At 44.7% G+C, this 23445-nt stretch carries 19 protein-coding genes; 7 read left to right on the top strand and 12 right to left on the bottom strand.

The genetic code is table 11. The features are described 5' to 3' along the window. The first annotated feature begins 59 nt into the window (after positions 1-59). Together PSBA01_RS04950 and pgsA are read left to right on the top strand one after the other, a co-directional pair. Positions 60-2189, top strand: a complete 2130-nt coding sequence (locus PSBA01_RS04950; RefSeq protein ID WP_186475230.1) for a DUF3987 domain-containing protein — start codon at positions 60-62, stop codon at positions 2187-2189. 2551 nt (positions 2190-4740) lie between these two features. Then, complete coding sequence (gene pgsA, locus PSBA01_RS04945) at positions 4741-5421, top strand: CDP-diacylglycerol--glycerol-3-phosphate 3-phosphatidyltransferase (RefSeq protein ID WP_186475229.1); 681 nt, start codon at positions 4741-4743, stop codon at positions 5419-5421. Between the two features lie 98 nt (positions 5422-5519). On the opposite strand, the gene PSBA01_RS04940 is transcribed toward pgsA, so the two are convergent. Continuing rightward, the gene (locus PSBA01_RS04940) at positions 5520-6014 is read right to left on the bottom strand and encodes a pyridoxamine 5'-phosphate oxidase family protein (RefSeq protein WP_186475228.1); all 495 of its coding nucleotides are present in this window, start codon (positions 6012-6014) and stop codon (positions 5520-5522) included. Positions 6015-6359: 345 nt separating this feature from the next. Further along, positions 6360-6854 (bottom strand): pyridoxamine 5'-phosphate oxidase family protein, encoded by a 495-nt coding sequence (locus PSBA01_RS04935; protein WP_186475227.1) that lies wholly within the window; start codon positions 6852-6854, stop codon positions 6360-6362. A 423-nt stretch (positions 6855-7277) separates the two neighbouring features. On the opposite strand from PSBA01_RS04935, the gene purL reads away from it, so the two are divergent. The 3 genes from purL (at position 7278) to nadS (ending at position 12058) form a co-directional block, all read left to right on the top strand. Continuing rightward, on the top strand, positions 7278-11279 hold the full coding sequence (gene purL, locus PSBA01_RS04930) for a phosphoribosylformylglycinamidine synthase (RefSeq protein WP_186475226.1): 4002 nt from the start codon (positions 7278-7280) through the stop codon (positions 11277-11279). 172 nt (positions 11280-11451) lie between these two features. After that, positions 11452-11787: a type II toxin-antitoxin system RelE/ParE family toxin gene (locus PSBA01_RS04925; RefSeq protein ID WP_186475225.1), complete on the top strand. Its 336-nt coding sequence runs from the start codon at positions 11452-11454 to the stop codon at positions 11785-11787. Further along, a complete protein-coding gene (gene nadS / locus PSBA01_RS04920; protein ID WP_186475224.1) occupies positions 11777-12058 on the top strand; it encodes a NadS family protein in 282 nt (93 codons plus the stop codon). The genes PSBA01_RS04925 and nadS overlap by 11 nt, the downstream gene beginning before the upstream one ends. Positions 12059-12278: 220 nt before the next feature. On the opposite strand, the gene PSBA01_RS04915 is transcribed toward nadS, so the two are convergent. Continuing rightward, positions 12279-12512 (bottom strand): hypothetical protein, encoded by a 234-nt coding sequence (locus PSBA01_RS04915; protein WP_186475223.1) that lies wholly within the window; start codon positions 12510-12512, stop codon positions 12279-12281. A 20-nt stretch (positions 12513-12532) separates the two neighbouring features. Here PSBA01_RS04915 and PSBA01_RS04910 point away from each other — a divergent pair, with 20 nt between their 5' ends. Together PSBA01_RS04910 and PSBA01_RS04905 are read left to right on the top strand one after the other, a co-directional pair. Next, positions 12533-13510: a hypothetical protein gene (locus tag PSBA01_RS04910; RefSeq protein WP_186475222.1), complete on the top strand. Its 978-nt coding sequence runs from the start codon at positions 12533-12535 to the stop codon at positions 13508-13510. A 104-nt stretch (positions 13511-13614) separates the two neighbouring features. Further along, complete coding sequence (locus PSBA01_RS04905; RefSeq protein WP_186474796.1) at positions 13615-14265, top strand: IS1595-like element ISPssp3 family transposase; 651 nt, start codon at positions 13615-13617, stop codon at positions 14263-14265. Positions 14266-14375: 110 nt separating this feature from the next. Here the strand turns inward: PSBA01_RS04905 and PSBA01_RS04900 are convergent, their stop codons facing one another. The 9 genes from PSBA01_RS04900 to PSBA01_RS04860 form a co-directional block, all read right to left on the bottom strand. Beyond that, complete coding sequence (locus PSBA01_RS04900) at positions 14376-14564, bottom strand: hypothetical protein (RefSeq protein WP_186475221.1); 189 nt, start codon at positions 14562-14564, stop codon at positions 14376-14378. A gap of 278 nt (positions 14565-14842) precedes the next feature. Then, positions 14843-14977 (bottom strand): hypothetical protein, encoded by a 135-nt coding sequence (locus PSBA01_RS13385; RefSeq protein WP_267448722.1) that lies wholly within the window; start codon positions 14975-14977, stop codon positions 14843-14845. A 78-nt stretch (positions 14978-15055) separates the two neighbouring features. After that, positions 15056-15802 (bottom strand): pyridoxine 5'-phosphate synthase, encoded by a 747-nt coding sequence (locus PSBA01_RS04890; RefSeq protein ID WP_186475220.1) that lies wholly within the window; start codon positions 15800-15802, stop codon positions 15056-15058. Positions 15803-15973: 171 nt separating this feature from the next. Further along, positions 15974-16849: an N-acetylmuramoyl-L-alanine amidase gene (locus PSBA01_RS04885; RefSeq protein WP_186475219.1), complete on the bottom strand. Its 876-nt coding sequence runs from the start codon at positions 16847-16849 to the stop codon at positions 15974-15976. A 98-nt stretch (positions 16850-16947) separates the two neighbouring features. Continuing rightward, positions 16948-17697, bottom strand: a complete 750-nt coding sequence (locus tag PSBA01_RS04880; RefSeq protein WP_186475218.1) for an MOSC domain-containing protein — start codon at positions 17695-17697, stop codon at positions 16948-16950. Between the two features lie 210 nt (positions 17698-17907). Continuing rightward, entirely contained in the window at positions 17908-18321 is a 414-nt protein-coding gene (gene rsfS / locus PSBA01_RS04875; RefSeq protein ID WP_071002442.1) for a ribosome silencing factor, read from the bottom strand. A 131-nt stretch (positions 18322-18452) separates the two neighbouring features. Next, positions 18453-19373 (bottom strand): nicotinate-nicotinamide nucleotide adenylyltransferase, encoded by a 921-nt coding sequence (locus PSBA01_RS04870; RefSeq protein ID WP_186475217.1) that lies wholly within the window; start codon positions 19371-19373, stop codon positions 18453-18455. A gap of 359 nt (positions 19374-19732) precedes the next feature. Continuing rightward, the gene (gene pta / locus PSBA01_RS04865; RefSeq protein ID WP_186475216.1) at positions 19733-21880 is read right to left on the bottom strand and encodes a phosphate acetyltransferase; all 2148 of its coding nucleotides are present in this window, start codon (positions 21878-21880) and stop codon (positions 19733-19735) included. Positions 21881-22014: 134 nt separating this feature from the next. Further along, a complete protein-coding gene (locus PSBA01_RS04860; RefSeq protein WP_186475215.1) occupies positions 22015-23247 on the bottom strand; it encodes an acetate/propionate family kinase in 1233 nt (410 codons plus the stop codon). Positions 23248-23445 lie beyond the last annotated feature (198 nt).

Genomic DNA, 23445 nt, shown 5'->3' with positions numbered 1-23445 from the left:
TACTACAAGAAGTACAGAGCCACGCGCCAGCCTAAACAGTCACACGCAAGGGGGAACAGATGACCACCACACTACAAACAAACACCCATGAAAAAGCCCGCGCATTGAGCGCAGGCTTAGACATGATAGGTCGTTTTAATGCAGCCACACGGCAAGGGCTGGCAGATGACAATATATTGCTTAATCTTTATAACCTATGTGAGCAGTTAGGCGTACAAGACAAGCTATTGCACCTTGATAGTGATATTACCATAACCACAGGCATTGATACAGGCACGATAGTGCCCACAGCTGGCACGATAGGGCTAGTATTGAGTAATAACCAAGATCAACCCGTAACCCTTGCCAGTGTCACGCCTAACAGCAATCATAAACCGTTAATCATTGACCGTATGCAGCCGTCTGCCTTAATCATTGGCACGTTAGACAGTGTTAATGAGCTTATAGCGATTGATGACCCACTGGAGGACGTAGTAAAGCTGTCTTACTACCTCATAGCCGATAATGTCACGCTACTGGTAAGCCTTGATAAGCTGCTATTTAATAGCATGGTTAGTCATTTTGCCGAAGCCTACCCCGTGACTATCTTTACTACCTTAGATCAAAAAGACAAAGTTTGTAAGCCGTTCAAAGGTGAGAACGTAAAAGCCATTGTTACCAGTGATAGAAACGTCTTAGAGCATTTAGAATATGGCAATTTAAGCTATAGGGACATACTAGCCCTTGATGATACAGCCATACTTGATCTACAAGCTGAGATATGGGGCGAGCCTGAACCCTTAGCCAATGATCCAAGCAAGCCGACACCATACCCTATTAACGCATTCACAGGGCTATTAAGGCAAGTTATCGAAGCCGTGGCATATTACGCACAAGTACCGCTTGCCATGGCAGGGCAATGCGTTTTAGGCGCACTGGCACACATGGGGCAACGCTTTATTGATGCACCGATGGGGCATGGTCACATGCCAGCCAGTCTTATTCTAATCACAGAGGGCGAAAGCGGTAGCGGCAAAACGCAGGCGATGGGCTTAACTCACTTTAAGATAGAACAACATGAGCGCGGGCAATATGAGCAATATTTAACAGACCTTGATACATGGGAGGCGGACAAGGCAGGCTTAAAAGGCGCTGAATTAAAAGAGTATCTAAGCAATACGCTAAAGCCTGCCAACCCCAAAACGGTTTTTGATGATGCAACGATTGAGCCTATCTTAGATAAGTTTGTTGATGGTGAGATCAGTAACGCGTCATGGTCAACAGACGAGGCAGGGCAGTTTTTTAACGGTCATACCATGAAAGGCGATACCGCAGGCAACGCACTAGGCGCAATCACAAAGCTACATAGCAGTGGGAGAGCATCGCGCCAACGCTCGCAAAAGTCAGCCCACGCCACGCCGCGCACAGATGCTTATGACGTTCGCCTGACCCTACTACTACAAGGTCAGCGCGTGATATTAGAACCAGCATTAACCGACCCACTAATGAACGGGCAAGGGTTTTTAGCCCGCGCTTTGATTGCTTGCCCTGAGGACTTACGCGGGCAGCGCGTCTGGGACGATGCCAAGCGCCGCCGTGATAATCCCTATGACAATCCCGTTTTAATAGAATACTGGCAACGCTGTCACAGCTTGCTTGATAGCATACCTGCCAATGAGCCAACAGACGCGCAAGGGCAGCCGCAGCGCGTTAAGATGTGCTGGCAGGACGCACAAACAGAACAAGCATTTTATAAGCACATGCAGGCGATAGAGAACCGCCAAGCACAGGGGCAGGCATTAGAGTATCTAAAGGCGTATGCCTCACGTATGGCAGAGAATGCGAGCCGTATAGCGTCATTAATGGCGTTCTTTGATGGACGTAAGGCAATCACCACTGATGATATTAAACGGGCGTTTATGCTTGTGGAATACTCAACCAGCGAGCGCCTACGCTACCTTGATGCCACCCCCACGGGTGAGCAGAACGACAGTGAGAAACTAAGCAGCTGGCTAGTAGATAAAGCGAGGGGTAAGAAGCCGCCTACTTTGAATAAGTCGTTTGTATCACAGAATGCACCTAATGCCCTAAGAGGCAAGAAACTTAATAGCTTACTTGATGATTTAGAAAGCATGGGGCATATCAGGTTAGAGAGTGACGGGCGCAGGCGCTTAGTTTTAATCAATCCGAAGCTAATTACTGATGAATAGCTAACCTTAGCTATAACTTAGCTACCCTAAAAAGCTGCTAAACTTGCTAAACTTCATCTAGCCCTTGCCAGTCAAGGGCTTAACTTTAGGTAGCGCGCTGCTAAGCATTGCTAAACTTGCTAAACTTTAGCTAAGAATGGCTAACTTTAGCGGAACTTTAGCAACTTTAGCAGCACCTTAGCAGGTGCAATCTAAGCTACAGGCTATAGCTGATAAGGCTTACGGGAACTTTAGCAACTTTAGCGACTTTTTACGGGTATAAAACTATATTGGCAGGCGTTTATCGTCTGCCTTTTTTTATGGACTGCAAAAACCTTAGGGAAACCTAAGGTTAGGCGCTCAATAATCACGGGCTGCATGTTGTCATTTGTTTACATTCAAACCAGTTTGCCGACTGCCAGCATGTTAATAAATGTTAAGGTTTAAAAGCATGATTACCTTTACTTAGCGATACAGATTGCATAACCCCCAATGGGGTAAGTTAAGCCCAAAGCATGACCATCATTAGCCTACAGCGTTATAGACTCACTAAAACAGCATAGGGCCGTCAAAGTAAAATAGATAACCCCAAAGCTGGGGGCGTTAAGCATGATTTAGGTTTACCAGTGTTTACGGATTGCCAAAACTCCACTGGAGGGCAACCGCTGGCTAGTCATAGTCTGTAATGCGGTTTTAACGGCAAATCAGCATGGGGTTGTAAACCTAAATTGATGTGAGCAGTTTTGCGCGTATCTCATACAAAGGGTAGTTTTTGGAGTCCATAAAAAGGGGTGATTTTCTATACTGTTTAATACGAGATGACCACTTTACAACATTAGATAATCGACCCAATGGCAGCCCGTGCAAGGCTCATAGTAGATATGCACCGCAATAGCCGTATTAAAAGATAGATAGGCTCAAAATTGAGCGCATTAAACGCGGTTTAAGTTAACTATTTGGTTACGGATTGATAAAAAGCGAATGAGCCGAAAACGATTACTAGGCATAGGTTACAAGGCGATTTTAGAGGTAAATTATAGGAGGCCTGTATCGGATTATAGATAAATCCTATTTTGGTTATATCGCATATCAAAGGGTAGGAATAACGGCAAGATTACGGCTAGTTTTCGGACACGTTAGAACCCAGCAAAACCTTACATTCATTTCATTACTGGCAGCACCTACCACCCCATGATTACCACAAGGTTAGAACCTCACAAAACCTCATATTCAAAACCCCGCGCATGTTGTGGAATGTTGTTATGGGCAGACAGTACCGACTTGTCAAAACTTGTTATTCAAAACCTTATAAAACCTTACATTGAAAACCAAGTTACAGGGGTTTTCGGAGTCCATAAAAGGGACTTTATGCACAGGTATCGTAAGGGACTTTTCGGACATCTTAAGCAGCGGCTAAAAATGAATTGTTGGACACGTTAGGGGTAGTTTATGGAACAGTACGCGCACGGGGCATATTCTGCCTATGATGGGTAGTTTCGCGACAAGTAACATGAGGCAGCATAAGCGACTTTTCGGACAGGTATCGAGGGGGGGGGCGCTATTTTTAGTGTTGAGCGTATCGACAGAGGACACCGCCACCATTCACACACACAAAATAAAAACCGTTTCAAAAAGAAGTTAAAGCGATCACCACCGCCGAACACTGGCAGCATATACCCTAAAGCGTACAACAGATTAAAGTGAGCAGGTTAAAAAGTTAAGTAAGGTTAAAACAGAAAGTCAAGGGGCTAAACTTTTAATTACGCGGTCGTAAAAATATGTAGATGGCTGCGGTCACCGCTTGCGAAGTCCTGAACAATTACACCGCCCTACCGTGTCGAGAAATGTTGAAACTCAAAACACAGTCAAGTAAATGGCAGTCATGACTATATTAATATTGGTGGTCAAAACATTAAAATTTTGAGCAAATGGTGGTCAAATTGGTGGTCAATTTACTAATTAAAAATAATAAGTATATATAAATCAATGGTTTACCAGCCAAAAAAAAGCCCACAGAGGAGGTGCTGTGGGCTGAGGAAAACGGGCTGTGGAGATTGACGACAGACTCCGTGGTCATGACTTGTTGTCATTATTATCTTTCTATACCGTTATTTATTAGGGCAATAATAACCAATACAATGGGTACATATATTTGCTTACATATTTAAGTGTACAAGTGTTTTGTGACAGTTGATATCATAACTCAGTTGCTTGCTATTTGGTTATTTTGGTTACAGTATATTACTTTGTAAAAATACTCGGCTGCACGATCACAGCATAGACTCTGTCATTGGGAAGTAAGAAGAAAGACGCAGATAAGTAAACAGCCTGTGACCAACTATCGAGCCCTATACATAATAGGACGTTACATTAGGTAGCAGATTGTTTTTAAGAATTTTATAATGCTTTTAATAAAAGATACAAATGATTTCAATGGGTTATATCATTATGAAACGAATGACTCGATGTTGATAGTTTGAATCATTCAATCATTAAAGAGATGGCATGACGGCTTGCCGGAAAAATGCTAAGCTATCTGCCATTATTATGTCTATATTAAACTGGGTTTGCCATGACTGAGAGCACGCATTTGCATACGCAGGAACCGTCAAGTTCGCAAAATACCAAAAGTATTTTTAACTTGCCCAATAATCTTACGATTGCTCGTATCTTGATGATTCCGTTGTTTGTTGCAATTGCTTACTGGCCGCCTGCCATGGGTATAGGCTTGCCTGCAATCTCAGACAATGTCATTGCTCGAGTGGGGATGAGTGAGTTTAGCGATAGCCTATTGCGCCATTTATTATTAACCAGCGTCTTTATTATTGCAGCAATTACCGATTGGCTAGATGGTTACTTTGCTCGTAAGCTGAATGTCATGTCAGCGTTTGGGCGCTTTTTGGACCCAGTTGCTGACAAGCTGATGGTGGCGGCGGCCTTGATCGTTTTGGTGCAATGGCATCCTAATATTATTATGGCAATCGCTGCGATCGTCATCATCTCACGTGAGATCGCTGTATCCGCATTGCGCGAGTGGATGGCAGAGCTTGGCAACCGAACCAGTGTCGCTGTGTCCTATGTGGGCAAATTAAAAACGACCTTTCAGATGATAGCGATTACAGTACTGTTATTAAACTGGGAGTCGCTTGAGACAATCGGTTATGCGCTGATGGTGGCCGCGGTGATATTGACACTATGGTCGATGATGATTTATCTCAAAGCTGCGTGGCCGTACCTAAAGCAAAGTGGCTAATAGTGAGACAAACAATCGTAACCTGCATAAAAAACGCCAGTGGCTCATGCGACTGGCGTTTTTATTTGTCTATTCTTACTGTTTTAAAGATTGAAGCATTACAGCTCTATCGAAAAATTCTCACCCAAGCTCTTTTCAATGGCATTATCTGTCACTGCCGCCGCCGCCATTTTGACAGCACTAGTGATGGCATTACCATTTGCCCAGTACTCAGCGCCATGTGGGGTGACTTTGATTAGCTGAACGCGTGGGTCCTCTTTGCCTTTTTCAAAATACGCATTGTACATAGGCGACCACAGCTCATCTAACTTGTCTTTATCATCTACCAGCTCCGCTTTACCAGTGATAGACAGATATTGTTTGTTGTCTTGGCTGACATAGGCCAAATTGACTTGTGGATCGTTTTTGATGTTATCGATGGTCTCACAAGGGCTGTGACCGATAAACCAAATTTCTTTGGCACCAATACTGGTCTCGGTGGTATTCATGGGGCATGAGTGAAGATGGTTCTCACTGGTGCGCGTGGTCATCATCGTATATTTGATGTCTTTTACCATGGCTTGGATGGTGTCCATTTGTTGTTGCTTGCTCATCGTAGTTATCCTTTACTATTTAAAATTTGGAGTAAAAATTATTATTCGGTAAGAGTGATCTAGAGTACTGATAAGGTGGTCAATGACGCCTATTAACAGTTATCAATATAGCGATATCACCTAATAGAACGATACAGCTGGTCTGTAATACCCTGTGAAAGTTTGTAATTATCTGCGTGATTTTATTCAGTAGATGATTTATCAATCAAAAAATACTGTCTAAAAATAACCTTACCAAAAATAAGGCAATAAAAAACGCCAATAAACCGAGGTATATTGACGTTTTGGGCGACTCAGTAACCGTAGGCTTATCTGAGCCAAATGAAGTTATATATGGCTTCTAAACTATAGCGATACTTCAAATTGCTCGCCGATATCTTCTGCCGTTTTGCCATCTTGTAGGGCTGCTGCTGCCATTTTGAACATATTAATAGTAGAGCTGCCACCTAACCAGCACTCGACGCCATGTGGGACGACCTTGATTAACTGTACGTTTGGATCTTCTTTACCATGTTCAAAAAACGCATTGTAGACTGGTGACCACAGTTCTTCTAATTTGTTTTTATCCGTTGGTAACTCAGCATTGGCGCTGACAGAGACATAGTCTTTTTCATCTTTAGAAGCATAAGACAAACCAATTTTTTGATTGTTCTGAATGTCTTTGACCACATCTGAGGTTTTATCACCGATGAACCAGATCTCTTTACCACCGATACTCGCTTCGCTGGTTGTCATTGGCCACGCATGTACGTCACCTTTACTATTGACGGTGCTTAACATCGCAAATTTTACATCTTTAATAACGTTTTGAATTTTGTCGATTTGTTCTTGCTTATTCATAGAGGATTTCCTTTTCTTTATAGTGATTAGAAAGTTAATTGTTTGTAGTAATCATTTTTATTCAAGGTAGATGTAATTCATCTTTTAAAAACATCGCCTTAACAACTGGAACTAGAATACCGAGTTATGCCTTTACATTTATATAGGTGCCCAGTAATGCGATGTGAGTGTTTGTAAGGAGTATGAGGGTTAGGTAAAAATTGCGACGCCGAGTGTCGTCACTGTATGTGAATGCTATCTAAACATTCATGGGCGGATTATTGAATTGATTGTGTTATTGAGCATGTGGTTAGCGGCGACACCGTATCAGTTATCAGCAATTTATCTTGGTTTAAACCTGCTTATTATAGGTCTTCTTGTTATAATACCCAGACCATTTACTTAGCATGGCAGAGATGCCTTGATCTTACGGATTATGCCTTTATGATGACCATCGCCGGACAACCGTTTCTTACCGATTTTCAGACGCAGCAACTCATCAGTCAGTTCCAGCAAAAAACCAAGCTAAATGTTAGTCAAATAAGTACTCAGCAAGTGTATGTACTCTCACGCGAATTGAGCGGTGAGGAGCACAAAAAATCCTTAGACTTGTTTGGGATCAAAGAAGCGATCGCGCTTACCACGCCACAAGACAACCAACTGCAAGTGATCGTTGCGCCGCGCTTTGGCACCATCTCACCATGGGCGAGTAAAGCCACCGATATATTCAATAACTGTGAAATCAAAATCAACCGTGTTGAGCGTGTCGTGGTTTATACGCTAACGCTTGAGAATGAAGCGGCTGACAACAAGCTACCCGCTGCCGCTGAGCAGTTATTGTTTGACCGTATGACCCAGAGCTTGGTCTATGACTTGAGCGATGTCAGCAAGTTGTTTGATGATCAAGCACCAGCATCACTCAATCATATCGATGTCATCGGACAAGGTCAGTCAGCACTAGAGTCGGCCAATACCGAGTTCGGCTTTGCGTTATCCAGTGAAGATATCGACTATCTGATGAATGCGTATGTCAATGAATTAGATCGCAATCCAACCGACGTTGAGCTGATGATGTTTGCACAGGCGAACTCAGAGCATTGCCGTCATAAGATATTTAATGCCCAGTGGACCGTTGATGGTGAGGTGCAGCCAAAATCACTATTCCAAATGATCAAAAACACCTATCAGTCGAACCCACAAGGCATCTTATCAGCCTATAAAGATAACGCCGCTGTGATGGCTGGGTCTGATGGCATGCGTTTTTATCCTATCCCAACGGATGCGATGAATGCCAACGCAATCCATCCTTATGGATTCCATCAAGAAGACATCGATATCTTGATGAAAGTTGAGACGCACAATCACCCAACGGCAATTGCTCCGTATTCAGGTGCAGCAACGGGTTCTGGCGGTGAGATTCGTGACGAAGGTGCAACAGGTCGCGGCGGTAAGCCAAAAGCGGGTCTAGCCGGTTTCCACGTGTCGCATCTACATATCCCAGAGCTGTCCGAGAAATGGGAGCAGTCAGGCCAACTGAGCACGCAAGCCTATGGTACGCCAGATCGTATGGCAACCAGCCTTGAGATTATGCTTGATGCCCCATTAGGTAGCGCCAACTTCTCAAACGAGTTTGGTCGTCCAAACCTATGCGGTTATTTCCGCAGCTTTCAGCTAGATACCTCTGCGGCAAAAGACGGTAGCGAGATGCGTGGCTATCATAAGCCAATCATGCTGGCAGGTGGTTACGGCAATATCAAACGCAATCTGATTGAAAAAAATGCAATCAAAAAAGGCGATTTGCTAATCGTCCTTGGTGGCCCTGCGATGCAAATCGGTCTGGGCGGCGGTGCCGCATCGTCAGTCGATAGTGGCGAGCTTGATGAAGGCTTGGACTTTGCCTCAGTCCAGCGCGATAACGCTGAGATGGAGCGTCGCTGTCAAGAAGTCATCGATCGCTGCTGGGCCTTAGCTGGCGCGGACAAAGACGGCAATGACAATTCGGACAACAACCCTATCGTCTCGATCCATGATGTGGGCGCGGGCGGTCTGTCAAACGCCATGCCTGAGCTGGTCAACGACCATGAAATGGGCGCGCATCTGAACTTGCGTAAGATCCCATCGTTAGAAGCGGGCATGTCGCCAATGGCCATCTGGTCTAATGAGGCGCAAGAGCGTTATGTGCTGGCGATTCGTCCAGAGAGCAAAGATCAGTTCGATGCCATCTGTGCCCGTGAGCGCTGTCCATATGCCATCTTGGGCGCGGCGACGGATATCCGTCAGCTCATCGTTGATGACGAGCTATTAGCTGAGCAACCAGTCGATATGCCGATGCAAGTACTACTCGGCGGTACACCAAAAATGCAGCGTAGCTTTGAGCGTACTGATAGCACGTTACCAGCATTAGAGCTTGGTGAAGTTAATCTAGCCGAGTCAATTACCGATGTATTGCGTCACCCAACCGTGGCGAGCAAATCATTCTTGATTAGCATTGGTGACCGTTCTATCACCGGTATGGTCGTGCGTGATCAGTATGTGGGACGCTATCAAGTGCCTGTATCAGATTGTGCGGTGACGGCGTCAGGCTTAGTGGCGCTAGATGGTCAGCCGATGACTGGTGAAGCCATGAGTGTCGGCGAGCGTACGCCTGTTGCCCTTATCAATCCAAAAGCCTCTGCGCGTCTAGCGGTCGGCGAAGCGATTACTAACATCGCGGGCGCGCGTATCGCTCAGTTGTCTGATATCACCATGTCAGCGAACTGGATGGCAGCATGCGGTGATGATGCAGAAGATGCGGCACTATTCGATGCAGTACATGCAATCGGTGAAGAGCTGTGCCCAGCACTCGGTATCGCCATCCCTGTTGGTAAAGACTCGCTATCTATGCGTGCTAACTGGACTGATGAAGAGGGCGCTGACAAATCAGTCGTCTCGCCAATGAGTTTGGTTGTGACTGCGTTTGCTCCTGTCGTTGACGTCGCAAAAACGCTAACCCCTGAGCTAATCAATGGTGACAGCGCGTTTTATCGTCTTGATCTCTCTAGAGGTAAATTACGTTTGGGTGGCTCTATCCTTGCGCAAACGCTTAGCCAACTAGGTAACGACTGCCCAGATCTAGAGCAGCCAAGTGATTTGATCGACTTCTTTAACTTTGTCCAAGCGGGCAACGCGCAAGGCGTCATCAGCGCTTATCACGATATCGGTGATGGCGGTCTGCTTACGACCATCGCAGAGATGCAGTTCACCAGCCGTCAAGGTATCAAGCTGTCGTTAGATGATGACAACTTACTCGGTCAACTGTTCAGTGAGGAGCTGGGCGCAGTCATCCAAGTATTGCCAGAAAACGTCGCAGCGCTCATGCAGTTGGCAGAAGAATTTAACGTCAGCGATATGCTCAGCCTTGTTGGTCAAAGCTCAGAAGAAGACAACCTATTAATCCAAACGCCTTTGCACATGGGTGATGACACGCTACGCTTTAGCCGTACTGAATTGCAGCAAGCGTGGACGCAGGTCAGTTATCAAATCGCCCGCCGCCGTGATAATCCAGAATGCGTGCAACAAGAGTATGACTTGATTAGCGACGCGAGCCATAAAGGCCTGATCGCAGCGCCAAATTTTGATCTCAATCAAAAAGTGGAAGCGCCTTATGTAAACAGCCGTGCTGATGCTAATAACAGCCAACCAAGAGTCGCAATCCTCCGCGAGCAAGGTGTCAACGGTCAGACAGAGATGGCAGCAGGCTTTACCCAAGCTGGCTTTGAAGCGGTCGATGTACATATGAGCGATCTACTGAGTGGTCGCATCAATCTACGTGATTTCGACGGTCTGGTCGCTTGTGGTGGCTTTAGTTATGGTGACGTACTGGGCGCTGGCTCTGGCTGGGCGAACTCTATCTTGTTCCATGACGAGCTACGCATGCAGTTTGTCCGCTTCTTTGCTCGTCCTGATACCTTTAGCTTGGGTGTCTGTAACGGCTGTCAGATGATGGCGCAATTGAAAGATTTAATCCCAGGTGCAGAAAACTTCCCACGCTTCATCGCTAATAAATCCGCGCGTTTTGAAGCGCGTACGGTCAACGTCAAAGTTGAGCGTACCAAGTCCATCTTATTCAAAGGCATGCAAGACAGCATCTTGCCAATCGCGGTGGCGCATGGTGAAGGCTATGCCACACTAGATAATACCGAGATCGACGGTATGGCAAAACACGGTCAGCTTGCGATGCGTTATGTCGATAGCCAAGGTCATCCAACTGAGACGTATCCGCTCAATCCAAACGGTTCGCTCGGCGGTGTCACAGGTCTGTGTAGCACCGACGGTCGCGTCACTATCATGATGCCGCATCCTGAGCGTAACCTAAAAGCCTACAATCATAGCTGGAAACCTGAGCAGTGGGATGAAGATGGTGCATGGATGCGGATGTTCCGTAACGCTCGTGCTTGGTTTAGATAGGCTAAGTTGGTTTAGAGTATTGTTGTAGATAACTGTTTTTTAGAATGAAAAGGTGAGCGTAAAGCTCACCTTTTTTGTGTTTATGATATTTAGCTTAATTAGATCCAGAAAAAACATATAGATAAGTACTTCAATGACGTATATAATAAGACATAAAGATAAAGGATATTGAATGTTACATTTCATCGAAACGCCAATATTTACTAAGCAAGTACTGAAACTATTAGATGATGAAGCTTATAAAGAGCTACAGGAAAATCTAATCAATAATCCAGAACAAGGTGATTTGATTCAAGGTGCAGGGGGCGTTCGAAAAACCAGATGGGCACTTAACCAAGGTAAGAGTGGCGGTATTCGGATTATCTATTATTTTGTGAATAGTCAAGGCATATTTTTTATGCTGCTCGCTTATCCGAAGAATAAACAAGCCTCTCTATCAAGCGAAGAGAAGTCTGGTTTATACAAACTGACTCAACAAATTAAAGAGGTGTATAGCCATGAGCAATGAATTTTACGATGATTTATCTACATCACTAAATCAAGCATTGGCGATTGCTAAGGGACAGACTCAGCCTAGCCGCCAGTTTACCCATGACGTGCCTAGTATTAAGGAAATAAGAACTAAGACAGGGCTATCGCAACAGCAGTTTGCCGATAAACTTAATATCAGTTCGCGTACCTTACAAAATTGGGAGCAAGGTACTAGAAACCCAACAGGGGCTGCCGTCACATTAATGCGCTTATTGAATAAAAAGCCTGAGTTAATTACCGAAGCTTAATTGATCAAAAACATTCAATCTTATCTTGGTCACGCACTCGGTGGGATTATGGATGTGTGTGAAAGCGATGACGCATGGATGCGTATGTTCCGTAACGCTTGTGCTTGGTTTAGATAGGCTAAGTTGGTTTAGAATATTATTGTAGATAACTGTTTTTTAGAATGAAAAGGTGAGCGTAAAGCTCACCTTTTTTGTGTTTGGGTTTTGGTTCTATTGGGAGCTAATCCTGCTTTTCGCTACTATCTTGGTCGTTCACTGGGGCGGTGGCTAAGGCTAGAGGCGTTCCAGCATTCGAGCGACCACCTCTAGCCAAGCCTCCGCAGCCCAGTGACCAACCAAGTATATCCGCTGCAATCAGGGCTAAAACGCGCTCCTGAATGACCGTTTTATGATAAATTAGTCTAAACTTTAATTTTAGTATTATTGGTGCGCTGGGCGCACCCCACGAACTCATTGTTTTCTTTGGAGATTAGAATGGACAATCAATCTGAACCGAATAAAGTCGAAAACAAGCCACACGAAAAATCAGATGATAATTTACCGAAAAAATGTGGCATTGTAATGCCTATTGCAAGTATGGAAGGCTATCCTGAATCTCATTGGAAAGATGTCAAAAGGATAATAGAATCTGCTATTAAAGAAGCTAATTTTGAAGCTAGATTGGTGAGTGATGCGGATGATATAGGCGTTATTCACAAACGTATTGTTCAGAACTTATATGATAATCCGATGATAGTTTGCGATATAAGCGGTAGAAATCCAAATGTCATGTTTGAGCTAGGATTACGTCTAGCTTTCGACAAACCAACAATCATTATAAAAGACGAAATAACACCTTATTCTTTTGATACATCTGTAATTGAACATCTAAGTTATCCAAAAGACTTAAGATATCATGACATTGAGATTTTCAAAGAAAATTTAAAAGATAGAATAAAAAAGACTTACAAAGCATATGAAAACGATCCTGAAAATTATTCAACTTTCTTGAAAAACTATGGTGATTTTAAAGCCCCATTAATTACTGAAGAGACTGTCTCTATAGATAGATATGTATTAGAAGAGCTTAAAAGCCTTCAATCATCAGTTAGTCGCCTTTCTAGTTCTATGAATTCTAAATCTTCAAACCGCAATAATAAAACTCAGTTTGTCAGGAATGCAACAGCACACCAACTAGATTTTCATGATCACGAAGAACCAAATGTTTTAGAGTTTTATCTCGATAGAATAAGAAATAAAGACGAATTATATTTGAATGTGCATGAAGCTTTGGAACCAATTAGCCCGCTCATAAAAAACATAAATTTTGATTCAGGGAAAATTTATATTACGGTTGCTGTTGGTAATCCTAATTTTGATGTAGTCGAGGAGGTAGTCTCTTCTATAGCAGGATTAGGCTATACTATAGAAGAGTTTGACCAGAACTATTATAGATTACATGAAGATTTTTGAGAAATAAGTGAGACTAAAGTAGCTCGAACAGATAGTTAGTCGTATAATTATTAACTACAATGGGGGGGCTGTCCTAGATAAGTAAAATTATTTAGGATAGTACTATGAGAAAGAGTAAACTAAGTTGGTATAAACAAAACAGACTCATCGAGTTATTTGTTGCTGGTTCTACCGCGAGAACAGCAGCAAGCCTAATTGGTGTTAATAAAACCACAGCCAGTTATTACTTTCATAGGCTACGAGTGCTTATTTACGAGAATAGCCAAGACCCTGGTCTATTTGAGGGCGAAATCGAAGTAGACGAATCATACTTTGGTGGAACTCGTAAAGGCAAGCGAGGGCGAGGTGCTGGTAGCAAAGTGCCCGTGTTTGGCCTATTAAAGCGTAATGGTAAGGTCTACGCTTGTATTATACCCCATGCTAAAGCAGATACTTTGATCCCCATCATAAGAGAAAAAGTGAAGCCTGATAGCATTGTTTATACTGACTCATTTAAAAGCTATAACGCATTAGATGTCAGTGAGTTTACTCATTATCGTATCAACCACTCCAAAACCTTTGTTAATGACAAGAATCACATTAATGGTATAGAGAACTTTTGGAACCAAGCTAAACGGCATCTACGCAAGTTTAACGGAGTTCCAAAAGAGCATTTTCACCTCTATTTAAAGGAATGTGAGTGGCGTTTTAATCACAGTGACCCAAAGTCGCAATTACTACAATTAAAACAGTGGGTTAAACAGGGTTTGAACTAGTTATCTAGGACAGCCCCACAATGGGTTATTATGGGTCTGAAGAAGAGTTGATTTATGTTGAATAAATATGCTTCAATCAGAGTTTTGATTCAAAGCATCATGTTATATGATTATTTATCTTCTGACAGCTCTTTACCCTTTCTCTGAGCCTCAGCAATCAACTCATGAATCTTAGCACTTTCCTTTAGCACGCAAGCATCATAGGCAGAAAGCGGCTCAGGCTCTTGTTCTTTTTCCTGATCTTGCTTGGCTTTTTCTGCTAAATACTTTTCAAGTTTATCTGCTTCAGAATCGCTCATAGTTTATCCCTCGTATGATTTTTACCACATAGAAGACGGCACTGAAATCAGTACCGTTCGTTTTATAGGTCGTGACAATGTAAACCCTAACCACGACTTTTCAAATACTAAATCACCAAAATCAATCCCAACTTAAAATCACCTTACCGCATTGCCCACTTTACATGATATCAAAGCCTTCTTGAAACTCATCAATGTCCATGCGACGGGTAATGATTGGCGACAGATCAATACCGCTAATCAGCATTTGCTCCATCTGATACCACGTCTCCCATATCTCACGCCCATCGTCGATCGGCTATCGTGATGAGCGCATCTTGGGGAGAGGTGATAACGCGCTCGTTTTTATACAGCCCTGCCTCGCGTATATCGCTGATTTCTTGTTGTAGGTGTTTTTGAAAGGCTTGATACATAAGTATTCCTTTTTTAGTATTATTGGTGTTTGCTTAGGGTTTGTTGATAGAGCCAAATTATTTGCTTATGGATTTAGGTTAAGCACAGATGTTTAAATACTGACGCACCACATTATCCATGCCTTGCTCTAGTGATTCAATCGTAAACGCATGACCGATAGACACCTCAGCGATATCACCAAGCGCGAGCAGATCGGCTAAATTCTCTAAATTCAAATCATGACCCGCATTGACGCGAATGCCGTTATCACTGGCGAGGGTAATACAGTCGCTAAAGCGTTGCTTGACCTCATCGAAATCAATATTGCCATCGTTTTTACCATTACTGTAGGCGCGCGCCCATTCTTCGGTATACATCTCTATCGTTTGCACATCGCTGTCGATGACGGCTTTAATCTGCTCGATATCAGGATCGATAAATACCGCGCAGCGTGTGCCAAACCCTTGCAACTCATGATTCAACGCTGACAGCATGTCTTTGTGTTTGATGATGTCGAAACCATGATCGGAGGTCAGTTGATCTTCGCTGTCGGGCACGAGGGTACATTGATGCGGTTTGACTTCGCGAATAATTTTTAAGAACTGCTCATTTGGGTTGCCCTCGATATTGAACTCAATCTCTGGATAGTCTTTTAAAAAGGCACTGATATCATAGACATCTTGGTATCTGATATGACGCTCATCAGGTCGCGGATGCACGGTAAAGCCTTTGACACCCAGATCAATCAGCTTCTTCACGAAGTACAGCAGATTGGGATAATCCGTGCCGCGAGAGTTTCTGATTAAGGCGAGTTTGTTTAAATTGACACTAAATAGGGTGCTCATAATATGTCCTTTTTCATTGTTGTTATGTCCAATAATAAGACATAGATCTTATGTTATCACGCTTGACTGGTATGAGTTTTCTGGCGGGCTATGTCTACGCTGACAGAGGCTGCGAAAAATTCATGCCAGTCGCGCCAGTTATCTTTTTAAACTGCCTATATTTGTATCGCTTCAATAAAAATCATCGCGACTAGCATACTTCATATTGAGCGCCTGCAATATCGCATAGGTTTCGCTATCCATATTACCGGTTGGCTGCTGCGGTCTGAAATGCAGCTGAAAGGCATAGATGACATCGCGACTGGGCTTGTCCCACTCGTCGCTATTATTGATTTGATAGCCGTATTTGCGAAAAGCTTGCTTGATCTCCTGCACGCTTGGCGCGACCAAGGTACGCCGATTCATAATTTCTTGCTTGTCCGCTTCGTTATACCAAGCGCCGATACCGTAATCGAAATACAGTCGCCCCCACGGGAATTTTGCACCGGGGTCGATCTTGCGCGAGGGTGCCATATCTGCATGACCGATGATGTTTTTGGGTGAGATATCATAGCGGGCGGCGATATCCTGCACCAGCTCTGCGACTTTCTTAATCTGCAATTCATCAAACGCCACATAATGCTCATAAGGATGGTAATCCATATCGCCATTCTTTAGCGCGTCTCGATATTCAGGCTTGATTCCTGCATTGACGATTTCGATGCCAATAGAGGTATCATTGAGGATGGTTCGACCTGAAAAGCCACCTTCGCCTGCATGCCACGCGCGCTCAGACTCTGGTACGAGGTTATAAATTTTATCATCGTTCTTGTCCAAGACCAGATAGTGCGCGCTCACATTGCCCGTGGTCAATGTTTTGATTGAGCGCTCATTATCTGAGACTGTGTAGTGTAGGACAATGGTTTTGATACGCTGGCTTTTGCCAGTCGATTGATAGGTATCGCTGTCGACGCTATAATTTTTGGTCGTTGCGACTGGTGAGGTCGTGGTCACGCAGCCAATTAAAGGCAGAGTTAAGCCAAGTGCTAAGAAGATGTTTTTTACCATGAAATGCTCTGTGTAGATAAAGGGTATATGTCGCTGTCCACTTATATTTTAAGCACCTATTATTATCAGATGATGTCTAGAGATTTTGCTGATTGTATTCAGCCTCTTTTAATTTTTTTTGCCAACACCTTTTTCCAACTCGCCTCCAAACACTCAATCGCGAGCCACGGCTCAATCACCTCAGCGTCAAACTTTTCTTTTGAATTAGACAACTGCCAGAGTTTCTCAAGCGTAGCAAATGGATAGGGACGTTCGACTAAGTAGACCGGCAAATCAGCGTTAATCATGCCATCACGCACGACTTGAAAATACCAGCCTGAGATACCTTGCTTGCTGACCCATGCCGCGATATTCGGCACTTTGGTAAATTGACCGATTTGGTCATTGATTTTGTAGCACGGGCGGCGCGGTTGGACGATACGCAGTTGCACGCTATCTTCACCGTTTATTTTGTCGTCGCCATACTGCCCACCATACTGATAAACGTCGCCGATACAGACGTTAGACTCATCCATCTCAGGCAAGCCATCAACGGCTTCAGTGGTAAGGTTTTCACCGAGCGTACCGATGCGTGCTTTTAGGTCAAACTCGGTATTGATTTTTTCATACGTGACCGTTGGCAGTTGATGTACCGCTTTGAGCGGGCCGCCATGATGTTTGCGATCGGCTTGCTCGTCAGTGGTCAATCCCATAAAATTGACGGCGACGGGTGCTGTAATGGGCGCTTTATCAATGGCGCTCATCTCATCACGGGTAAAGGGCATGGCTTTGCCTGCGCGGACACATACTACGTTTGCCACATGCAAGGGTAGGTTAATCTCAGGGTTTGAGCGGTGAGTAGAAGACATGGACAATCCTTAATGAGCATTGAGATCAAAACAAAAATTGGGCAATGGTGATTGATAAAGATGATAGCAACCTCTGCAGCAATTATCTATTTAATCAGGCATTATCATGACGCGTATCCCCAAATATCGGCACAAAAAAAGACCAAAATAACGATTCTGGTCTTTTGGTCTTATGCTTTTAGTATGACGCGATTATTGTACTCAATAATCTTATTTGTTCTTGTTGCGACGACCAGCGGTTTTCTTTTCACGCGGTGTGGCGACCAGCTCAGCCAACTGATCCGGTGATGACCATAGGCCTTCTAAGTCATAGAACTCACGCGCTTGTGGGGTCATGATATGAACGACAACCGCGCCCAAGTCAATCAGTGTCCAGTCAGAGTCGATACCGCCTTCGCGGCCAAGCGGCATAAAGCCCGCTTGTTTGACTTCAGCGCCGACGCTATCCGCCATCGCGCGTACATGACGTTTTGAGGTACCATCAGCGATGACGATACGCTCGGTGACGTCAGTTAAGTCTTCTACATTCATTACAGTGATGTTCTTTGCTTTCATATCATCTAGCGCGCTTTGTACAATGTTCAAGCACACGGTTAAGCGTTCTTCGGTCATGGTGTTGATCATAAATTTTAATCTCTTCAATCGTAACTATTAAAAATAAAGGGGTAAAACGTCAATTTGTCTGATTCGACTGATCATATGTCGTCAGTCACGTATAGAGACAGGATAGGCAAAATGACATAGATAAGGCGATTTTAACGGAATTGAGCAGCAGAATATAGCTGATGGGCGATAATATAGTGATAAACGGCAGGATTGAGCCATTTAGCTAATGAATTGGGGTGAGTATTGCTCATAATATCATTTATTGCTGCGATAGATGCGATTTGCCTGTCAGTGACGGGCATTTTATTTGTTTCAGTCGCCAATATGTGTAGTTGTTCGCGTATTTGCGTGCTTGATACGGCAGTGATCGGTCGCGTATCTATATAAATGCGTCCTTTCATAGCGCTTTTCAAGTCAGTGCCATCTGTTTCTAAGCTATCTACCAAGCATCGAGCAATTGGAGTGAATAGCTCAATCGGTGAGTCGGTTACATGTGATTGTAAAGGTAGCGGCAGTTGCGATTGCAAGGTAGCAAGATATTGCGAGGTCGATATAGGGTTTTCAAATGTTGTCGCCCTGTCAGAAACTCCACCATTAATATGATCGCTATCCTCACGATTAAACACCCACAGATTGACATAATCAGTGAGTCCTAACCCGTCTTTCCATTTATCCAAACTGCGCGCGCTGTCCATACCCATGATAAATATCAAACTATCATGAGGGTACTGCTGTCTGAGTGCGCGTACAGTGTCGATTGTATAGACAGGCGGCGCTTGCCATAGCTCAAGCTCATTGATTTGTATCGGTGTGTCTTGCGTTGCGAGCTGCAACATGGCTAAGCGGTGTTTAGGGTCAGTGCTCTGCGTTTTAAATGGCGAGCGCGCATTGGGTAATAATGAAACGTGCAAGGGGCGGTTTTGCTGCTTTGCGATTGGCAACAAGTCCTGATAGACGTGTAGAGCCACTTCTAAATGACCATTATGTACCGGATCAAACGAGCCGCCAAGATAGGCACGGATGGCAGGGGCAGAGATCTTTTCGTGAGAGTTATTGCTCGTATTTGACATAAATAAATGCAAATAAAAGAATGAGGTGCACGCTGTTTTTGGTACCTCTCATTCTTTTATTAGCTAACCTTTTTATATTAACTGAATCATAGCGCTATTGTAGAGGGCGGGCGAGTATCTGTCACCACTATCTATCACCACCTATAGTCAGTGAAAATTAATACCACTACATTAGGCACTGTTAAATCAATTTTTTTGCTTGCTGTGCTTGCGCAGACAGAGGCTGCAAAAATTGATATTAGCAGTACCTTATCGTTTTTGAGATACTTTGACTATACCACCACAGCACCAATAAAAAACCGACCATCATGATGATAGTCGGTGGTATAACGGACTTTGATTGGCAAATCGTATAGCGATTAAATCAGGTCGCTATACGCTTGGATAGCGGTCAGCGCGATGGTATAGACGATATCATCAACGAGTGCGCCACGCGATAAGTCATTGACTGGCTTATTCAAACCTTGCAGCATCGGTCCAACGCTGATGACATTGGCGCTACGCTGCACCGCTTTATACGTGGTGTTACCAGTATTGAGATCAGGGAAAATAAAGACGTTGGCTTGACCTGCGACAGGAGAGTCAGGCGCTTTTTGTTTGCCCACACTCATGACCGAGGCGGCATCATATTGTAGTGGGCCGTCGACTTTGAGGTTCGGCGCACGCTCACGGACGATTTGGGTGGCACGAGCGACTTTTTCGACATCCGCGCCTGCGCCTGATGAGCCCGTAGAATAGCTGATCATCGCGACTTTTGGATCGATACCAAAGGCAGCAGCAGACTGTGCCGATTGAATGGCAATTTCTGCCAACTCTTCAGCATTCGGATCAGGATTGATCGCACAGTCACCATAGACAACCACTTGCTCAGGCAACAGCATAAAGAACACGGACGATACGAGCGAGTACTGCGGCGCGGTTTTGATTAATTGAAACGCTGGGCGTACGGTGTTGGCAGTTGTGTGAATCGCGCCTGAGACCAGACCATCGACTTCATCGAGCTGGAGCATGATGGTGCCAAGATACACCGTATCTTTTAGATATTCAGCGGCGACGTCTGCGCCAGTCTTGCCTTTACGGCGCTCAACGACCGCAGCGATATATTTGCTCATATCGAGGCTATCAGGATCGATAATCTCTAGACCTTCTGGCAACGTCAAATCGCGATTTTTGGCGACTTGTTCGACATCGCTGCGTTTTGCGAGCAGTACGCAATCAGCGATACCGCGGCTCTGACAGATACAGGCCGCTTCGACGGTACGTGGTTCAGAACCTTCTGGCAATACGATACGTTTTTTAGCGTGCTGTGATTTTTTGACCAACTGATGGCGAAACGCCGATGGGGACAAGCGCGGTTCATGATTACGGCTAAAGTATTCTTTAATCCAGCTCAAATCCAAATGCGCTGCTACGTAACGCGCCACTTCTTCAGCGCGATCGGTGTCATCACTTGGAATCTCTGAGCTCATATGGACAAGGCTCTGTACCGTCTCATAGCTGTCACTCTCGACGCTCATGATAGGGATGCCCGTTTTGAGCGCCGACTGCCACAGCTCCGTTACGGTCTCGCTTGGTAGGATACCCCCTGTCAAGACCAGTCCTGCCAGCGGAATACCATTGATACAGGCCAATCCTGCGGCCAGTAGCAAGTCATCGCGGTCACCAGGGACCACCATCAACGTACCACGTTTGAACACTTGATTGACACGAGCGACTGAGCGCGCCGTTAGGCTGATGCGATTGATACGACGCGTTTTTGCTTCACCAACGTTAAGCCAAGTGGCATCAAGCTCGGTGGCAATATCCCAAGTGCGCGGTACAGACAACGAATCGCTAAAGGGCACCACGCCGATGAGGCGAAACGCGTCGGTATTGAACGAAGGCGATAGACGCTGCACTTCTTGCATGAAGGTTTGATCTAAGCTGACGACGGCCTCACCAGGCGCGACTGGTTGCGTCTCAAACGTATTGGGCACATCTTGTACACGCATCAAAATCACGCCAAGCGTCCGCAAATCGATGACACCGCCGAACTCGCGCGCATGTACATCAAGCTTGTCCGCCAACGCCGCTGGTTGACCGATATCAGCGGCACCAACAAATATGATCTTGGCATCTAAAGCATGGGCAAGCGCACGGTTGATTTGTGAGGCGTAAGAGGTCTCAGTGGTCGGCACCAGACCTTCACAGATGATGACATCATGACCGTCATCAATGGTGTGATAATTGGTAATCACTTCTTCCATCAAATCATCTAGATTGCCATCGCCCAACATCCGCTCGACGTGCTGACGGCTGATCGATTTGGGCGGCTTTAGACCAAAGGCATGCATGGTCAATGCATTTGAGCTGTCTAAGCTGTGCTGCTTGTCTAGTGTATCGTCTTGCAAAAACGGCTTCATAAAGCCCGCTTTGATACCGTTATAATCAAAGGCGCGAATCAGTCCAAGCGCGGCTGATGTCACACCGATACTGCGGCTAATGGGAACAAGTAAAATAGTCTGCATAGTGTATCCTACGGTTTATTTTATTATTAAGTTCAATTCATCCTTGGCAGAATGAGCAATGTGCTGAGTATGTACGCCATAGCCTTATAGCAAATGTTAATTATATAGATATGGCGTATCAAACACGCTCACGCTTATATTAAATTCAATGCCTGACGAGTCTCTTGAGCAATACGGCACTCTTCATCAGTTGGGACGACCCATAACTCGATACTGCTGTCATCTGCGTGGAAGCTACCTTCTTTACCACGAACCAAACTGGCATTTTTGTCAGCATCTATTTTGATACCGAAATGACGCATCACTGCCAGGATTTTGGTACGTGTAATATCGGAGTTTTCACCGATACCGCCAGTAAAGACAATACCGGTAAACTCTGGTAGCGCACAGCTAAGGCTGGCCAGATATTTACCAGCACGATAGCAGAACATCTCGATAGCGAGCTTGGCATCTTCGTGACCTTCACTGGCTGCTTGCTCGATGGTACGCAAGTCATTAGACAGTCCTGAAATACCAAGTAGACCGCTGTCATTATTAAGCATTTTGTCGGTCTCTTCTAAGCTCATACCGAGCTGACGCTTCAGATGCATGTGCAAGCTAGGATCCACATCGCCACTACGCGTACCCATCATAAGGCCCTCAAGTGGGGTCAGACCCATGCTGGTATCGAGACTTTTGCCATCGTATACTGCGGCGGCTGAGCAACCATTGCCTAGATGTGCTGTTAGCCAGCCATGTGGCCCTTTTGCCTCAGTGATTTGGCTGGTGCGTTCTGAGACGTAAGCATGTGATGTGCCATGGAAGCCATAGCGACGGATTTTATGTTCTTCGTATAGATATTTGGGTAGTGCATAGCGAAAAGCAACGGGCGGCATGGTTTGGTGAAAAGCGGTGTCAAACACCACCACTTGCGGCATATCAGGATAGATCGCCTGAACCGCTTCGATACCCAGTGCATTTGCAGGGTTGTGTAGCGGAGCTAATATTTTGAGACGCTTCACTTCTTCTAACGCATGCTCATCAACGCGAACGGCTTTGGAATATTCGCGGCCACCATGTACCACGCGGTGCCCAACGGCGATGAAGTGGTACTGCTCTAGTAGCTCAAGGATTTTTTGTAGCGCCAGCTTATGGCGACCACCAGGAATAGAGATTTCAAGTTTTTCACCTTTTAAGGTCGTGTGTTTAATACGGGCGGTATCGAGACCTAGGTTTTCGGCAAGACCGGTGATACGAGTAGAGTTGTCATCACTAATCAACGCGTATTTGATGGAAGACGAGCCGCAGTTTAAAACCAAGGTTGGGCTGGTCAGGGTTGATGTTTCAGAGTTCTTATCATCAAAAGTGGTGGTTAGGCTGGCGCTCATACTCTATCCTTAGATTGGTTTTTATAGGTGGGTTTTTGTAGGTCGAAAATCATCATATCGTCAGATTACTATGATAAAAACGACACTGACATCGCATCGTGCTCATATTAAGGTGATGATAGATTGATCGTATTTAACACAAAATTAGCCATATCCATGCTGATCTATCAAACAAGTATATGATCGATCTTAGTCATA

The sequence above is a fragment of the Psychrobacter sp. KCTC 72983 genome, assembly GCF_014280455.1.
Taxonomy (GTDB): Bacteria; Pseudomonadota; Gammaproteobacteria; order Pseudomonadales; family Moraxellaceae; genus Psychrobacter; species Psychrobacter pacificensis.
The sequence above is the reverse complement of the archived record's forward strand: the minus strand, read 5'-3'. Positions and strand labels throughout refer to the sequence as shown.

Coding starts and splice junctions, on each gene's coding strand:
- PSBA01_RS04885 (WP_186475219.1), bottom strand. CDS start 16,849: ATGGTAAAAAACATCTTCTTAGCACTTGGCTTAACTCTGCCTTTAATT.
- nadS (WP_186475224.1), top strand. CDS start 11,777: ATGAGCAATGAATTTTACGATGATTTATCTACATCACTAAATCAAGCA.
- PSBA01_RS04915 (WP_186475223.1), bottom strand. CDS start 12,512: ATGAGTTCGTGGGGTGCGCCCAGCGCACCAATAATACTAAAATTAAAG.
- PSBA01_RS04950 (WP_186475230.1), top strand. CDS start 60: ATGACCACCACACTACAAACAAACACCCATGAAAAAGCCCGCGCATTG.
- PSBA01_RS04880 (WP_186475218.1), bottom strand. CDS start 17,697: ATGTCTTCTACTCACCGCTCAAACCCTGAGATTAACCTACCCTTGCAT.
- PSBA01_RS04910 (WP_186475222.1), top strand. CDS start 12,533: ATGGACAATCAATCTGAACCGAATAAAGTCGAAAACAAGCCACACGAA.
- PSBA01_RS04870 (WP_186475217.1), bottom strand. CDS start 19,373: ATGTCAAATACGAGCAATAACTCTCACGAAAAGATCTCTGCCCCTGCC.
- PSBA01_RS04890 (WP_186475220.1), bottom strand. CDS start 15,802: ATGAGCACCCTATTTAGTGTCAATTTAAACAAACTCGCCTTAATCAGA.
- pgsA (WP_186475229.1), top strand. CDS start 4,741: ATGACTGAGAGCACGCATTTGCATACGCAGGAACCGTCAAGTTCGCAA.
- PSBA01_RS04935 (WP_186475227.1), bottom strand. CDS start 6,854: ATGAATAAGCAAGAACAAATCGACAAAATTCAAAACGTTATTAAAGAT.
- rsfS (WP_071002442.1), bottom strand. CDS start 18,321: ATGATCAACACCATGACCGAAGAACGCTTAACCGTGTGCTTGAACATT.
- PSBA01_RS04860 (WP_186475215.1), bottom strand. CDS start 23,247: ATGAGCGCCAGCCTAACCACCACTTTTGATGATAAGAACTCTGAAACA.
- purL (WP_186475226.1), top strand. CDS start 7,278: ATGATGACCATCGCCGGACAACCGTTTCTTACCGATTTTCAGACGCAG.
- PSBA01_RS13385 (WP_267448722.1), bottom strand. CDS start 14,977: ATGTATCAAGCCTTTCAAAAACACCTACAACAAGAAATCAGCGATATA.
- PSBA01_RS04905 (WP_186474796.1), top strand. CDS start 13,615: ATGAGAAAGAGTAAACTAAGTTGGTATAAACAAAACAGACTCATCGAG.
- PSBA01_RS04940 (WP_186475228.1), bottom strand. CDS start 6,014: ATGAGCAAGCAACAACAAATGGACACCATCCAAGCCATGGTAAAAGAC.
- pta (WP_186475216.1), bottom strand. CDS start 21,880: ATGCAGACTATTTTACTTGTTCCCATTAGCCGCAGTATCGGTGTGACA.
- PSBA01_RS04925 (WP_186475225.1), top strand. CDS start 11,452: ATGTTACATTTCATCGAAACGCCAATATTTACTAAGCAAGTACTGAAA.
- PSBA01_RS04900 (WP_186475221.1), bottom strand. CDS start 14,564: ATGAGCGATTCTGAAGCAGATAAACTTGAAAAGTATTTAGCAGAAAAA.